The organism is Mycobacterium parmense, from assembly GCF_010730575.1.
In the GTDB taxonomy this organism is placed as follows: Bacteria; Actinomycetota; Actinomycetes; order Mycobacteriales; family Mycobacteriaceae; genus Mycobacterium; species Mycobacterium parmense.
The window spans coordinates 680,695-695,363 of record NZ_AP022614.1 but is presented as its reverse complement, the minus strand read 5'-3'; the positions used below and the strand labels follow the sequence as shown (position 1 = coordinate 695,363).

Below are 14,669 nucleotides of genomic sequence, written 5' to 3'. Positions count from 1 at the left end.
GCCGGGCCCGGGAATGGCGTGAACTTTGTGTAACACAACCGTATTGATCCGGCCGTTACTGATTCGGAATCTTTCCCAGGGTTTTCAGCCTGCCGTCCGCCCCGATCTGGAATTTCACCGTGCCGCTGCCGCTGGGGCAGCACGGTTGGTCGTTGCCTTTCTGCCATCGGTACTCAACCGTGACCGTGTCACTCGAAGGAGGCAGGACGGTGATATACGGCTTGGGGTTCACGGTCGGCGTGCCCAACGACACGTTGTGGTCGAAGAAGACCACCTGCTGAGGAGTCGACTCGCCGGCGATGGTCGGAATGATCTGCACCCACCACATCCGGCAGTTGGTGGTGTGCCCCCGGCCGATCTCGACCCAGTTGGTGCCGGCGACGTCGATGGGGACCGCCGCGATGGCCTGCCGCACCACCTGCGGCGTCGGGCCGTCGGACTGCTTGCAGGTGTCCGGGTGCGCCGAGGGGGGCGGCGACGGCTTGGACCCGCACCCGGCGGCCAGCAAAATCAACACGATCACGGTCATGCGGCGCACCGGGGGAGCTTAGCGAACACTGTGAATGTCCCCCCTGTTTGGTCAAAAAGGCAGCTCGGCCTGAGGGTTCACCCCTCGATGTGGGTAGGCTCGATGGAGTTTGCCGGTCGACGATGACCTGCGATAACCCGGTTGGCAGTTGGGTTTTCGGAACCTCACAGGCGCCCAGCGCCCGTTGAGAGGAAGGCGTAAACCGACCGCAATGCCGACCACCCGCGATTGAAACGTGCTTGCCGCACAGTGGCTTTTGCGCCTTGCGCACTCGAGGGAGGGACGTAAGCGTGGTCAGGGAGTCCATGGGGTCCGGCAAGGACGCCGTGAACACCATGTGCGCTTACTGCGGCGTGGGCTGCGGGATGGTGTTGCAGGTCACAACCGAACCACAAAGCGACCGTCGTCACATTGCCAAGTCGGTTGGCAGTAAAGAGCATCCGGCCAATTTCGGTCGCCTGTGCACCAAGGGTGCGACCACCGCGGACATGCTGGCCGCGCCGGGCCGGATGGAGACGGCATACCTGCGCCCCGACCGCGGCGAACCCGTAGCGCCGGTGGACGTGGACGACGCCATCGCCACCACCGCCAGGCAGTTGCGCGCCATCATCGACCAACACGGCCCGGACTCCTTCGCCATGTACGTGTCGGGGCAGATGTCGCTGGAGGCCCAGTATCTGGCGAACAAGCTGACCAAGGGTTTCATCGGCACCAACCAGATCGAGTCCAACTCGCGGTTGTGCATGGCCAGCGCCGGTTCCGGCCTCAAGCTGTCCCTGGGCGCCGACGGGCCGCCCGGCTCGTATGAGGACTTCGACCACGCCGACGTGTTCTTCGTCATCGGCGCCAACATGGCCGATTGCCACCCGATCCTGTTCCTGCGCATGATGGATCGCGTCAAGGCCGGCGCCAAACTCATCGTCGTCGATCCGCGCCGCACCGCCACCGCCGACAAGGCGGACCTCTTCCTGCAGATCGCTCCGGGCTCCGACCTGGCGCTGCTCAACGGCCTGCTGCACCTGATCGTCGAAAACGGCTGCACCGATGACGAATTCATCGCCGAGTTCACCGACGGCTGGGAGGTGATGCCCACTTTCCTCGAGCAGTACACCCCCGAAGCGGTCAGTGAGATGACGGGCCTGGCCGCCGACGACATCCGCACCGCTGCCCGCTGGATCGGCGACGCCGCGAACTGGATGAGTTGCTGGACAATGGGACTCAACCAGAGCACACACGGGACCTGGAACACCAACGCCATCTGCAACCTGCACCTGGCCACCGGCGCGATCTGCAAAACCGGCAGCGGGCCGTTCTCTCTCACCGGGCAGCCCAACGCGATGGGCGGTCGCGAGATGGGCTACATGGGACCGGGCCTGCCGGGCCAACGCTCGGTGACCTCCGCGGACGACCGCCGATTCGTCGAGGACCAGTGGGGCATCCCCCACGGGTCGCTGCGCACCGAAGTGAGCACCGGCACCGTCGACATGTTCTCCCGCATGGCCGACGGCGAGATCAAAGCCTGCTGGATCATCTGCACAAATCCCATTGCCTCCGTGGCGAACCGAAAGACCGTGCTCGCCGGCCTGGAAAACGCCGACCTGGTGATCAGCCAGGACGCCTTCCTGGAGACCGAGACCAACGAATACGCCGACGTGCTGTTGCCGGCCGCCCTGTGGACGGAGTTCGAAGGCGTGATGGTCAACTCCGAGCGCAACATGACGCTGTTCCAGCCGGCCGTGCAGTCGCCGGGTCAGGCCCTGCCGGACTGGCAGATCATCGCCCGGATCGCTTGCGAGATGGGCTATTCGGAGCACTTCGACTACGCCAGCGCACAGGAGGTGTTCGAGGAGATCAAGCGGTTCGCCAACCCGGCCACGGGCTACGACCTGCGCGGCGCGAGCTACGAACGGCTGCGCCGGACGCCGCTGCAGTGGCCGTGCCCGCCCGAGCGCGCCGACGACCGCAACCCGATCCGCTACCGCAACGACGGCGTCAGCCAGACCCGCCTGGTGCGCGAGGACGGCAGCGCGCCCCGGTTGGCCTTCCCCACCCCCAACGGCCGCGCGGTGTTCTTCGCGCGCCCCCACCTGTTGCCCCAGGAAATGCCCGACGACGACTTCCCGTTCCTGCTCAACACCGGGCGCCTGCCCCACCAGTGGCACACGATGACCAAGACCGGCAAGGTCGGCAAGCTGAACAAGCTGAACCCCGGACCGTTCGTCGAGATCCATCCCGACGACGCCGGCCGGCTGCGTATCGCCGACGGCGACTCGATCGAAATCGCCTCCCGCCGAGGGCGCGCCGTGCTGCCCGCCGTGGTCACGGACCGGGTGCGGCCGGGCAACTGCTTTGCGCCGTTCCACTGGAACGACGCCTTCGGCGAATACCTGTCGATCAACGCGGTCACCAACGACGCCGTCGACCCCATCTCGTATCAGCCGGAATTCAAGGCGTGCGCCGTCACCCTGACCAAAGTCTCGGCGACCAAACCGAATTCGGCTCCCGCGTTGCCCGCGCCCGAGACGACGGATTCCAGCCGGCACGGCGAGGCCGCGGAACTCAGCGGCGCCGCCGTCGACGCTCTCTCCGAACTGCTCGGTGTGGCGAACGAGCCCGCGCCGCAATTCGATCCGCTCGGCCGTTCCTACCTGGCGGGGCTGGTGGCCGGCTTGCGTTCGGAGGCCGGGCGCCGGACTGCCGGCGTGCCGACGCTGCCCCCCGGCGCCCCCTTCGATCCCGGCACCCGACTGTGGGTGGAAGGTCTACTCGCCGGGGTGTTCTCGCGCACCCTGGCACCCGAGCGGGCGCCGCTGCCGACCGGACAACCCGCGGCCGAAGCGCACCGATCCGAGTCGGCGCCGCAGCGGGCACCCGTCGTGGTGCTGTGGGCTTCGCAGACCGGCAACGCCGAAGAACTCGCCGCCGACGTGGCCCGGCGGCTCGGTGAAGCCGGGCTACCGGTCGTGTTGTCTGCCATGGACGACTTCTCGACCGCGACCCTGCCCGCGACGGCCGAACTGCTGCTGGTCAGCAGCACCACCGGGGACGGCGATCCGCCGGACAACGGCACCGGCTTCTGGGAGGCGCTGACCGCGAAGGACGCGCCCCGATTGCCCGACACCCACTACGCGGTGCTGGCGCTGGGCGATTCGAACTATGACGACTTCTGCGGTCACGGGCGCAGGCTCGACGAGCGGCTCGCCGAGCTGGGAGCGACCCGTATGGTCGACCGCGTCGACTGCGAACCCGATTACGAGGACGCCGCGGCCGGCTGGCTGGGCGAGGTGGTCGAGGCGCTGTCCCGCATGCCCGCATCGGTGAGCCGCGACGGCGCCGCGCCGTCCGCGGGGTCCACGCTTGTCGCGGACCTCCGCCCGACCGGCCCGACCCCGGGGTACACCAAGAAGCGGCCGCTGATCACCGACATCGTCGGCAATGTCACGCTGAGCCGGCCGGAGTCGTCGAAAGACGTGCGGCAGTTGATCTTCAGCCTGCCCGAGGACACATTCAGCTACGAGGCCGGCGACGCGCTCGGGGTGTGGCCGCGCAACAGCGACCGGCTGGTCGACGAGTGGCTGGCGGTCACCGGGCTGGACGCCCAGAGTCCCGTCGAGGTCGGCGAGCACGGGTTGATGTCGTTGCGCTCCGCGCTCACCGAGCGGTTCGAGATCGCGCACATCAGCCCCGACCTGCTGCGGTTCGTGCAGCAGCACACCCGCGACGCCGAGCTTTCCGAGCTGCTCAAGCCCGAGAACAAAGCGGCGCTGCACGATTGGGCGTGGGGCCGCCAGTCGGTCGACCTGCTGGCGCAGCTGCCGGTCAGCGCCTCCGTCGACGAATGGCTCGGTGTGCTCAAACCGCTTCAGCCGCGCCTGTACTCGATCTCCTCGAGCCCAAAGGAGACGCCGCGCGAGGTTCACCTGACGGTCTCGCCGGTGCGCTACAACTTCCAGGGCGTCCCGCGCCGCGGGGTGTGCTCGACCTACCTCGCGGAGCGCTCCCCCGGTGACCGGATCGCCGTCTTCCTGCGGCCCTCGAGCAATTTCCGGCCGCCCGGCGACCCGGACACGCCGATGATCATGGTGGGCCCGGGCACCGGGATCGCCCCGTTCCGGGGCTTCCTGCAGGAACGCCGTGCGCTCGGCCACACCGGCCCCAACTGGCTGTTCTTCGGCGAGCAGCACGCCGAAACCGACTTCTACTACCGCGACGAGCTCGAGCAGATGCGCACCGACGGCTTCCTCACCGAACTCGACCTCGCGTTCTCCCGGGACCAGCGCGAGAAGGTCTACGTCCAGCACCTGATGCGCGCCCGCGGCGCCCAGCTGTGGCGCTGGCTGCAGGACGGCGCGCAACTCTACGTGTGCGGCACCGCCGATCCCATGGCCAAGGACGTCGACCGCGCGCTGTGCGACATCGCGGCCGAACACGGCAACCTCTCCGCCGACGAGGCCAAGGCCTACGTGCGGTCGCTGAGCGCCGACAAGCGCTACCACCGCGACGTCTACTAGCCGCCCCCGCATCCGCCGGCGCCCGAGAACCCCGTAATGCGACGGAAACGTCGCACACCCGCAGCTGAAACATCTCCGTCGCACTCTTCACTTGAGGACTTTCTCCGCACCCGAAGGAGTGACGTGAGCGTGGCTCGGGAGTGTGACGGACCCGATCGGGCGACCGGCAAGAACGCCTGCCCGCTGAAGTGCCGATCCCGCACGGCCGGCGATCAGGTGGACTGGGCCGGCCTGCCCGTCAACCTCGACCTGGTGTTCTCCCGCAAGCAGCGGGACAGGGTCTACGTGCAGCACCTGATGCGCAAACGCGAGACGAAGCTGTGGCGCCACGACGCGCAGCCGTGCGTCTGCGAAGCCATGGCCGACGGCCGCTTCCAGGACGCCGCCGAGCAGGTGTCGAGCCGCTGACAGCAATGCGGTGCCTGCCGGCGTGCGTCATCGACTCCGCGTAGCCGGTTGCCCGTAGACGGCGACGACGACGGTCCGGTCCGGACTGTTGTCTGACCACACCCCGATGGCCGTGTTGGCGCAATCGCGGATGATCGCCATGTCGTCGGGGTTGTAGTACCACTGGTTGACCAGTTCGAGGCTGGTGATGGATATCGCCGGGTTGATCGCCACGGTTTCGTCGGCTTTGCCGTAGAAGCCAGCGGCGTTGGCGCGGTCCTGCGGAGTCGACCCGTCGGATCCGACGTCATCGTCGATGCTTCGATTGTTCATCATGTCTTCTGCGTGCCATTGGGCCGCCAGCGTCAGTGCGTTGTTCCTGACGACGTCGTTCGTGCAGCCCGCCTGATGCTGGAGGGTGTAAACGGCGGAGACGACGGCGCTGTTGAGCCGCTTGTTGTCGGCACGTGCGGGCGCGGCCGCTGATGCCGCGGCGACGCAGAGCATCACCATGGAAAGCACACGGACCGCCGCCGTCATCTGGCCCCCATCACACCGGGTCGAAACGCGATACCAGCCAGCGGCCGTCGACCCTGTCCAGGGTCATGCGGATCACGGGCTGGGTGTCCGTGGGAGCGCCGTCGCCGACGGTCACGGTCTGGTTGGCGAACAACAGCACGACGGCGTGATTGGCGGACACCGAAACCGGAGCAGCGGCAGAAACTTTCGCGACCGCCGAGATGTGTTTCTCCTTTGCGCCCGGAATGACCACCTGTTGGGTCAGCGACGTGTACGCGTCTTTGAACTCGCCCGTCAGCCGCTCGCGGGCCGAGCTCAGATCGCTGTCCACCGAATCGGGCTTGTAGGACAGCAGAGCGACGGCGTCTTGGCCGGCCACCCGCACCGATTCGGAGCGCGCCAGCGCAAGGTCATCGGCGGACCCGTCCGCCCACTTGAAGTAGCCGGCGGCCAACGCGCTCAACAGTGCGAGTCCGGGCAAGGCCCCGTAGGCAAGCGCGCGCGGCCAGTCGAGTTCGCGTCGTAGTACGGGTGCGGACTCGCCGTCTGGCGCCTCGACCCCGGTGGTGGTTTCGGCACCCTCCTGCGTCGTGTCTTCTTCGACCGCTGGTTGTGGTTCGTCCGGCTTTGTTGCGTTTGCTTCGGTGTCGTCCCTGAGTGTCGTCATGGCACAAACACCACGTTCGAAACCTTGGCATCGTCGCCCACGGATCGAACCTCGATCCGCATTCGCCATTCTCGCGGCGCCTCCTCACCGCCGGCGGTCCGCGACTTCACCGCGACCGCGACCAATACCTGCGCCGAATCGCCGTGCTCGGATTCCAATCCGGCGTCGGAGACGGTGCCTTCGGATTTGGATTGCGCCGCCTTGACGACCTCGATGAACGGCTTGGCCCGCTGATCGAATTCGTCGTGGAATGCGCCGGTCGACAATTCGAGGATGCGTTGTACGTCGGTATCCACCTCGGCGTAGTCGATCGAGGTGAGGTTCACCGCGCCCTGCCGGGCGACCTGCACGAACAGGGTGCGCCGCGCCTCGGCCTCGTGCTTCTCATAAGCCCGGTAGCCGAGCCAACCGGCCAGACCCGCGAGCGCCGCCGCGACGACAGCACTCGTCACCAGTGCCTTTCCCGCGCGGGACAGCTTGAGCCTGACACGCTGCCGCCAATGGGCCGGCAGGCGCTCATCCGCATGGGGTTCACCGGCTTCGGGGGCCGTCGCGTCGGCGTTTCCATCGTCGCTATTCAAGGTTTCGGGCTCCTCAGCCATGGTGCTCCTCACTAAACGCCGGTCTGATGGTTGCCGGAAGTGCCTGCGGTGTCGGGACAAGAAGTGCCTGCCAGCTTTTAGCCCGCTGGTGCGCGAGGTCGCCCTCGGTGTAACGGCGTCCGTCCGGGCCGATGTAGTCGCCTGTGGCTGGGTCGTAGGTCGCGACCGCAAGCGGCGGTGGTGACGGCGTCACGGGCGCGGTACCCCGCGGGGGCGGTAGACGCGGGTCTTGCCCCGGCGGATACATCGGGACACCCTGACCGCTGTAGGTGGCGTTGGGGTCGCCCTTCCAGTTGTAGCCGTCGTTGAGCGGCACGTACTCCTGGTCGCTCTCACACAGCTCGACCGTGGGCGCACGCTTGTCAGGCTTGCCCTCACACGGAATATTGCGCACCCCACGGACATTGAACTCTGAGTCTTGCGGCACCCGGCAGAACAGGTCCGCGGCCGGTCGGTCCGGAGCGTCCACGCTGGCCGGTGAGCGGCGCTGGGTCGGCGGGAGATACCCCGTCGTGCATGGGGGCGGCAGGTTGATGTTCAAATTGAAGTCGAGCTGGGCTCCCCTGTACTCCTGCCGGGTGTTCGAGCTCGGCACGACGATCGCGGCCATGGCCGCAATGCCTTGCGGGAAGAGGACCAACAGCTGCTCGATGTCGTGGCGGTAGACGACCGCGATGTCGCCCAGGCTGACGAGGTTGGCGAAGAGCACGGGCAGCGTGGGCGCCACCCGATCCAGCAGCGCCCGACCTTCCTCGACCCCAGACGTTCCCTGCGTCAACACATCTCGCAGCGCCGCATCCTGGGCCTTGAACTGAGCTGTGATGGCGGCGGTCCGGTCAGCCCACCGGGCGATGGATTCTGACGTCTGCACCTGGGAGTCGAGCACTGGAGGGGCCTGGTCGATCAGCGCGGCAAGCTCCCCGGCTGTCCGGCTTCCCGCGATCGCCAGGGCGGTCGACCCGTCGACGATCCGCGACAACTCGGGGCCCAGCCCACTGACCGCGCGGTCCGTCTCGTCGACCACCGTGCGCAGATTGTCGCGTGGGATCGCTCGCAGCGCACGGTTCGTCAGGTCGAGCAGGCGGCCGATGTCGACCGGCACGTCGACTCGCCCGGCCGGGATGACGTCTCCGGCCCGAAGTGGCCGAGGCGGTCCAGCGTCCTTGCCTGGCTCCGGCGTGAGCTCGATGTACTGCTCGCCGATCGCCGATCGACTGTGGACCGAGGCGTGAACGTCGGAGGGCACCTTGACACCGGAGCGCATGGCAAGTACCGCGCGCACCCCGGTAGCGGTGACGTCGACCGACTTGACCTGTCCCACATCGGTGCCGCGATACGTGACCACCGACGTCCGGTAGAGTCCGCCCGACTCCGGCAGGTCGACGGTCACCACGTACTCGCCGATCCCGAACAGCGTCGCAGGCAGCTTCATGAAGTTGAACGCCATCGCGCCACAGGCGATTATCGTCACCAGGCTCAGGATTGCCAGCTGTATCCACGTTCGGCGGCTCAAACGCAGCATCAGTATCCCCCGGAGTGGTAGGGATAGGTCAGCGGGTTGCCGGCCGTGGCGGGGCTCGGCTGCATGCCGATGGTGCGTCCCCACTGCAGTTCGAGCCGCGTGAGGTTGCCTTCCCAACGCGAGCCGGTGAAGAAACCGGTGTCCAGGCGGCTCAGCGTCAGATCGACCAGCAGGGTCAGGTTGGCGTAGTCACCGCGAAACCAGTTGCGCACCGTGGATGCCGGCCACGGGTAGGCCACCAAGCCGTCCAGTCCTCTGGTCAGCGACGGCCCCGCGTCGGCCAGCGAACGCAGCACCGGCGCGATGTTGCGCAGGTTGTCGACCAAGGACTCCCTGCTCTGGCGGACGGTGTCGGCGGCGATGGCGCTGAACTTGCCCAGTTGGTCTATCGCGTCGGCGATCTTGGTGCGCTCCTCCGACAGCACCTGCAGCGCCTTGGGCACCGTCGTCAACGCCTGGTCGACTATCGCGTCCTTCGCGGCCACTTGGCCGGCCAGCGAGTTGAGGTTCTCCGCTGCGGCGATGATGTCGTCGGTCTGGTCATTGGTGCGGGCGATGAACTCGTCCAGCTGTCTCAGCAGGCTGCGCATGTCGTTCTCGCGTCCGGCGAACGCCTTGGCGATGGACCGGGTGATCTCCTGCAGCTGACCGATTCCGCCGCCGTTGAGCAGAATCGACACCGAGGCCAGCGTCTGCTCGGTGGTCGGGTACATGCTCGCACGCGACAGCGGGATGACCGACCCGTTCTGCAAATGCCCAACCGCCGGTTCGTCTTTGGGCGCCGCGAGTTCGATATGCATCGAACCGAGCAGGCTGGTCTGGCCGAGCTTGGCGGTCGCATTGGCCGGCAGCTGAACGTCCCCGTTGATGCGCATGGTGACCAGCGCGTGCCAGTCTTGCAGCTGGATCTTCGTCACGTTGCCGACGTTCACGTCGTCGACCCGGACACGGGTGTTCTCCTGAATGGTCACGACGTCGGGCATCTGCGCCTGAACGGTGTAGGCACCCGGGCCGTTTCCGGAGGTGCCGGGGAGAGGGAGAGAGTTCAAGCCCTTCCACCCGCAGGCGGTCAGCGTGGCGATGCAGGCGAGGCAGATTGCCAACCCGGCCGTGCGCCTCATGATGCGCCCGTGGGCAGCATCAGGTCCCGCAGAACCTGTGTCGAGTCGACCGTGCCAGGAGTCGGCGGCGCCTCGGCGGGCTGAGGCTGCTCAGCGGGTGCGGGAAGTTCGGCGGCAGGAGCCGGCTGCGGTGCATCCGGTGGCGGCGGCGCCTGGGGCGGAGTGGGTGGCGTATAGCCCGGTCGCAACCGATCCTCGCTATAGGTGATCTCGTTGGGGCGGGCCTGGGTTCCGACGAAGGGGTTGAGACCCACCGGAATGTAGTTGTAGATACGGTTTTTGATGATCGGGTTGATGTACTGCAGGCAAAGCTTCGACACCCGGTCCAGCCGGGCCCGGGAAGCCGCCTCGATCGAGCTGCAGATCCATTGCGGGATGTCGGCGAAGTTGTTGAGCGCGATGATCCCGGTCATCGCGCTCTGAGCCGGCTGGTAAATGTTCAGGAAGTTCTGAAACACCGTGGGCGCGACGTGCAGGATCTGCTTGATGTCCATGCGGCTGTCGTTCAGCGCCGTGGTGATGGAACTCAGCCGGTCGAACGTCACACCCATGGCTTCGCGGTTCTCGGACAAGAAGTCACGGACATCCGTCAGCGCGCTGTCCAGGCCCTTCACCGAGTTCGCGACTTCGTTGGGGGTGTTGGTCAGCAGCGTCGTCACGCTGGCGAGGTTCTGGTTGAACGAGGCCAGCAGGTCGCTGCTGGAGTACAACGCCGACACCAACAGCTGCAGGTTGCGCACCGTGCTGAAGATGTCGTCGGCGTGGTCACCGAGCGCCGAGATCGCCTGGGACAGCTTGATCACGCTGTCGCGTGCGGTGTCACCCTCGCCCCGCACGTTGTCCGCGGCGGAGTTGATGAACTCACCGACCGAGTTCACCCCGCCGGCCGTGGCGGGTTGCAACGCGTCGGTAAGTTTTTCCAGCTGCCTGCGGAAGTCGTCCCACTCGACGGGAACAGCAGTGCGGCCGAGCGGGATTGACGCGCCAGGGCTCAATTTCGGACCCCCGGAGTAGGCCGGCAGGAGCTGGATGGCCCGTGGAGTCACCAAAGACGGCGACAGGATCGCGGCGCGGGCGTTGGCGGGGACCGGATATTCCTTGTCGACAGAGAAGGTCACCTTGGAGCTGGTGGGCTGCGGTTCGATTTTGTCCACCACCCCAACCGTGACGCCGAGGATCCGGATGTCGTCGCCGACGAACAAGCCGTTGGCTTCGGTGAAATATGCGGTGTAAGTGTTCTTTTCGGACTCATTGAACAGCCTAGGTCCGACGAGGAACGAAGCGACGGCAAGTGTGCCGGTCAGGCTGATCGCGGTCAATCGGCGAAGCGCGCGGCGGCTCATCATCCTCCTCCGAGGTCTGCATCCGCGGGCGCCGGGTCGTGCGGTGGACCCGGCGCCGGTCCGGGCGAGGGTGGTTGGGACCAAATCGGTTGCGGCGCCTGACCCGGTGGCGACGGCGGACTGCCGATCGGCGGGTCGACGGACTCCGACGGCAGCTTCTGATTGGGGTCCAGGAAACGGTTGTACATTCGGGCATCGATCGTCGGCCCGCTGATCTGGCCGGGAATCAGGTTCGCCACGTACGCCTTGAAGAACGGCCCGGATCCCAGGCACTCGCCGAACGACATCGCATACCGCTTGAACTTCGGCAACGTCGCCTGGATGTCCTGCTTGCGGTCGTCGAGGATCTGCAATGCCCCGTTGAGCTTATCGAGGGCCGGCTTGAGCTGGGTCCGGTTGTCGTTGACCAGACCCGAGATCTGGTGCGACGCCGCGGTGAGGCTGTTCAGCAGCGAGTCAATGGAGTCTCGCTCGTCCAGCAGCGCCGCCAGCAACGCGTTGGAATCCGCGACCAGAGCGGCAATCTGGTGGCTGCGCCGGCCGAGCACCGCCGAGACCGTGTTTGCGTTGCCCAGCAGATTGCGCAACTGCGCATCGCGGTTATTCAATGTGTCGGAGAACCGCGCCACACCTACCAACGCGGGCTTAAGGTCCGACGGTGTCTCCTTGAACGTGTTCGCCAATGTCGTCAACGCCGACGACAGCTGAGCGGTATCCAGCCCGCTGATCTCGGTCGTTAGGTCGCCCAGCGCGTCGGGCAGGTCATATGGCGAGTGGGTTCGCTCCAAGGGAATGGTGCCTGACAGCTTGCCCTCGCCGCGGGGGGTCAGCTCGAGCATCTTGGCGCCCAGGATGGTCTCCGTCTTGATCGCGGCCTCGGTGCGGTCGCCGAGGGAGATGAAGTTGCGGACGGTGAAGCCGACCCGCACCTTGGTGCCCTCCAGCTTGATCCCGGTGACCCTGCCGACACCCATGCCGGAAACCCGGACGGAATTACCCGATTTGATGCCGCCAGCCTCGGAGAAGTAGGCCGCGTAGTCGTTCGTGTTCTTCACGAACGGCAGCCTGTCGTATTGGAAGGCGGCAACCGTGACACATGCCAGCACCACCAGACCCATCGCTCCGATCGCCCACGGCTTTCGCCGGCCACCGGCCGTCATCTTGGGGAACTTCATCGCGGCGTGCACCGCCCGCTCGGCTGACCGAACAGTTTGACGAAGATTGGGTTGCCCCCTTTGCCGTTGACCTTCAGTAGGACTTCGCAGAAATAGAAGCCGAAGTAGTCGCCGTTGAGGCCTTGGCGCGCCAGCACCTGATAGATGTCGGGAAGCTGCCTGAGCAGGTCGTCCAGGTAGTCGCGGTCGGACATCACCTGGCCCGACATGCGATCTGTCTCGTGCACGACGTCTTTGATCGGCCGGCGGGCTTGGACGAGCAGGTCGGCGACCGAGCCGGCCGCCGCGTTGACGTAGGCCAGGCCGGTGGAGATGTCGTCCTTTCGCTGAGCCAGCCCGTCGACGAACCGCGACAGGTTGTCCAGGCCGTCGGAGAACTGACGGTCACGGGTGGCGAAGGTGTGGAGCACGGTGTTCAAGTTCGTGATCAGCTCACCGATCAACTCGCTGCGCCCGGCCAGGGTCGAGGTCAGCATCGAGGTCTGCGCCAGGACGGAGGCCAGCGTGCCGCCCTGTCCCTGGAAGATGCGGAGCAACTGGCCGGACAAAGCGTTGACCTGGTCGGGGTCCAGTGCGCGGAACAGTGGCCGGAACCCGCCGATCAGCGCGTCGATGTCGAGCGCGGGCGCCGTACGCGCCAAGGGGATGGTGGCTCCGGGCGCCAGCCGGCGTGGCGGCCCGGGGCCCTCGTCGAGGGCAAGGTAACGGTCACCGATCAAGTTCTCGTAGCGCACAACGGCTTTGGTGCCCTCCGTGAGCCGGACACGCTTGTCCACCGAGAAGCCGACCTGGACGGTTCCGTCACGCTGCAGGTGCAAGTCTCCTACCTTGCCGACCTCCACCCCGGCGATCCGGACGAAGTTGCCGGATTTCAGGCCGGAGATGTTGGTGAACACCGCCTGGTAGCCGGTGCGGTCCTCGAAACGGAACTGTCCGAAGACGGCGATCAGGCCGAAGGTGAACAGCGAGCAGACCGCCGTGAACAGCACGACGCGAATGATGATTGCGGACATCTTTCTTCTCATGGCGGTGGTTGCCTCCCCCCGCGGTAGAAGTAACGAGGTGGTTCGGGGGGGTTCTTCGTGGTGGGGAAGTAATTGGCCCACCACGGATTTCCGACGCCCATGTTGGTGCGGATCTCGTTCGGCTCGGCACCCCATCCGGTGTCGGTGACGAGGGCTCGCACCGGAAAGTTCGCACTCGGGTCGGGCAGTGAACCACAGCTGGGCCTCCCGCCGGGCCCGCCCGTGGCATTGGTTTTTGGTAGGTGCTTCGGGTACCGGTACGGGTCGTCACCGAAGAGCAGCCCGGCGTCCAGAATGACCGAATAGCCGTTGCCGCCCAACGCGTCCCGGCCGCCGTGGTCGACATACCACTGCGCACCCTGGAACAGGCAGGTAAACGTCGGAGAGTATTTGTTCAGCAGCGCGGTGGTCGGGTCGAGCAGGTTTACGGACCGCACAATGTCGGATTCGCTTCTGCCGATCACGTTGATGCCGGTGTGGCTGAAGCCGGCTGCCGCCATCAACAGGCTATCAAGCGACCGCTGGTTCTCGGTAAGGGTGTTGCTCGTCGTCGCCGCCGAGTCGAGTATCGAGAGGATGTCCTGTGCCGCATCGGAATAGATCGACGTTGTCTTGCCGAACAGCTGCCAGTCCTTCTGAACGGTGTCCATGCGGGGGTTGACGGTCAGCAGCAGGTTGTTCGCACCAGTGATGGCCTCCCCGATCCGTTCTCCCTTGCCCCGCAACGCTTCCGAGAAAGCCGACAGAATGGCGTTCAGCTTGGCCGGATCGATGGCGCGCACCACGGACTGCAGGTTCTCGAAAACGGTGTTCACTTCGACGGTGACGTTGCGGGAATGCAGCACGGCCCCGGGCTTCAGCGATGTGTGGCTGGGGTGTGCGGGCACGATGAGGTCGACATATTTGGATCCGAAGGCGGTGGTCGATTTGATTTCGGCCTCGAGATTGCTCGGCAGGTATTGAAACGGACCGGGCTGCATCTTGAGCTGCAACTCAGCCGCCCTGACGTCGGTGCCGATCGACGCGACCTGGCCGACCTCCACACCACGCAGCCTCACCTTGGCGCCCTGCTCCATCACGAGCCCCGCCCGGTCCGACACCAGCGTCAGCGGAACGGTCTGCTGGAACTTGCCGGAGAACGCCCCGGCGGTGAGCGCGACGATGCCGGCCACGACGATGAACAGCGTCGGCGCCCACCAGATTGGGTCGATCCTGCCTCCCCGGCCCCGATCGCCTCCGCGCGGTCGGCTGTCTCTATGGTTGCTCAT

The 14,669-nt window shown here is 66.2% G+C and carries 12 protein-coding genes; 2 read left to right on the top strand and 10 right to left on the bottom strand.

The window, feature by feature from the left end; translation table 11 throughout:
• Positions 1-55: 55 nt before the first annotated feature.
• Positions 56-523 carry an LppP/LprE family lipoprotein gene (locus G6N48_RS03055; RefSeq protein ID WP_085269097.1) on the bottom strand — a complete coding sequence of 156 codons (468 nt, stop codon included), beginning with the start codon at positions 521-523 and terminating at the stop codon, positions 56-58.
• A gap of 311 nt (positions 524-834) precedes the next feature.
• On the opposite strand from G6N48_RS03055, the gene G6N48_RS03050 reads away from it, so the two are divergent.
• Both G6N48_RS03050 and G6N48_RS03045 read left to right on the top strand, forming a co-directional pair.
• Entirely contained in the window at positions 835-5,040 is a 4,206-nt protein-coding gene (locus G6N48_RS03050; protein ID WP_085269074.1) for a bifunctional nitrate reductase/sulfite reductase flavoprotein subunit alpha, read from the top strand.
• Positions 5,041-5,169: 129 nt separating this feature from the next.
• Positions 5,170-5,448 (top strand): hypothetical protein, encoded by a 279-nt coding sequence (locus G6N48_RS03045; RefSeq protein ID WP_372511399.1) that lies wholly within the window; start codon positions 5,170-5,172, stop codon positions 5,446-5,448.
• Between the two features lie 27 nt (positions 5,449-5,475).
• Here G6N48_RS03045 and G6N48_RS03040 read toward each other — a convergent pair whose 3' ends face one another.
• The 9 genes from G6N48_RS03040 to G6N48_RS03000 are packed head-to-tail and all read right to left on the bottom strand — an operon-like array spanning position 5,476 to position 14,669.
• Positions 5,476-5,940, bottom strand: coding sequence for a CAP domain-containing protein (locus G6N48_RS03040; protein WP_372511400.1), 465 nt, complete (start codon positions 5,938-5,940; stop codon positions 5,476-5,478).
• A 37-nt stretch (positions 5,941-5,977) separates the two neighbouring features.
• A complete protein-coding gene (locus G6N48_RS03035; RefSeq protein WP_139825754.1) occupies positions 5,978-6,613 on the bottom strand; it encodes a hypothetical protein in 636 nt (211 codons plus the stop codon).
• The gene (locus tag G6N48_RS03030) at positions 6,610-7,215 is read right to left on the bottom strand and encodes an Mce protein (RefSeq protein ID WP_085269076.1); all 606 of its coding nucleotides are present in this window, start codon (positions 7,213-7,215) and stop codon (positions 6,610-6,612) included. Before G6N48_RS03030 ends, G6N48_RS03035 begins: the two co-directional genes overlap by 4 nt.
• Positions 7,208-8,737 (bottom strand): MCE family protein, encoded by a 1,530-nt coding sequence (locus tag G6N48_RS03025; protein WP_085269077.1) that lies wholly within the window; start codon positions 8,735-8,737, stop codon positions 7,208-7,210. The genes G6N48_RS03030 and G6N48_RS03025 overlap by 8 nt, the downstream gene beginning before the upstream one ends.
• A complete protein-coding gene (locus G6N48_RS03020) occupies positions 8,737-9,858 on the bottom strand; it encodes an MCE family protein (protein WP_085269078.1) in 1,122 nt (373 codons plus the stop codon). The genes G6N48_RS03025 and G6N48_RS03020 overlap by 1 nt, the downstream gene beginning before the upstream one ends.
• Entirely contained in the window at positions 9,855-11,201 is a 1,347-nt protein-coding gene (locus tag G6N48_RS03015) for an MCE family protein (RefSeq protein ID WP_372511397.1), read from the bottom strand. The genes G6N48_RS03020 and G6N48_RS03015 overlap by 4 nt, the downstream gene beginning before the upstream one ends.
• Positions 11,201-12,376 carry an MCE family protein gene (locus G6N48_RS03010; RefSeq protein WP_139825755.1) on the bottom strand — a complete coding sequence of 392 codons (1,176 nt, stop codon included), beginning with the start codon at positions 12,374-12,376 and terminating at the stop codon, positions 11,201-11,203. The genes G6N48_RS03015 and G6N48_RS03010 overlap by 1 nt, the downstream gene beginning before the upstream one ends.
• The gene (locus G6N48_RS03005; RefSeq protein WP_085269080.1) at positions 12,373-13,401 is read right to left on the bottom strand and encodes an MCE family protein; all 1,029 of its coding nucleotides are present in this window, start codon (positions 13,399-13,401) and stop codon (positions 12,373-12,375) included. Before G6N48_RS03005 ends, G6N48_RS03010 begins: the two co-directional genes overlap by 4 nt.
• Positions 13,398-14,669, bottom strand: a complete 1,272-nt coding sequence (locus G6N48_RS03000) for an MCE family protein (RefSeq protein WP_085269081.1) — start codon at positions 14,667-14,669, stop codon at positions 13,398-13,400. Before G6N48_RS03000 ends, G6N48_RS03005 begins: the two co-directional genes overlap by 4 nt.

Excerpts from the sequence above, each read along its gene's own strand:
- G6N48_RS03030 (WP_085269076.1), bottom strand. The coding sequence starts at position 7,215 with ATGGCTGAGGAGCCCGAAACCTTGAATAGCGACGATGGAAACGCCGAC.
- G6N48_RS03015 (WP_372511397.1), bottom strand. The coding sequence starts at position 11,201 with ATGAGCCGCCGCGCGCTTCGCCGATTGACCGCGATCAGCCTGACCGGC.
- G6N48_RS03050 (WP_085269074.1), top strand. The coding sequence starts at position 835 with ATGGGGTCCGGCAAGGACGCCGTGAACACCATGTGCGCTTACTGCGGC.
- G6N48_RS03010 (WP_139825755.1), bottom strand. The coding sequence starts at position 12,376 with ATGAAGTTCCCCAAGATGACGGCCGGTGGCCGGCGAAAGCCGTGGGCG.
- G6N48_RS03040 (WP_372511400.1), bottom strand. The coding sequence starts at position 5,940 with ATGGTGATGCTCTGCGTCGCCGCGGCATCAGCGGCCGCGCCCGCACGT.
- G6N48_RS03025 (WP_085269077.1), bottom strand. The coding sequence starts at position 8,737 with ATGCTGCGTTTGAGCCGCCGAACGTGGATACAGCTGGCAATCCTGAGC.
- G6N48_RS03000 (WP_085269081.1), bottom strand. The coding sequence starts at position 14,669 with ATGAGCAACCATAGAGACAGCCGACCGCGCGGAGGCGATCGGGGCCGG.
- G6N48_RS03020 (WP_085269078.1), bottom strand. The coding sequence starts at position 9,858 with ATGAGGCGCACGGCCGGGTTGGCAATCTGCCTCGCCTGCATCGCCACG.
- G6N48_RS03005 (WP_085269080.1), bottom strand. The coding sequence starts at position 13,401 with ATGAGAAGAAAGATGTCCGCAATCATCATTCGCGTCGTGCTGTTCACG.
- G6N48_RS03035 (WP_139825754.1), bottom strand. The coding sequence starts at position 6,613 with ATGACGACACTCAGGGACGACACCGAAGCAAACGCAACAAAGCCGGAC.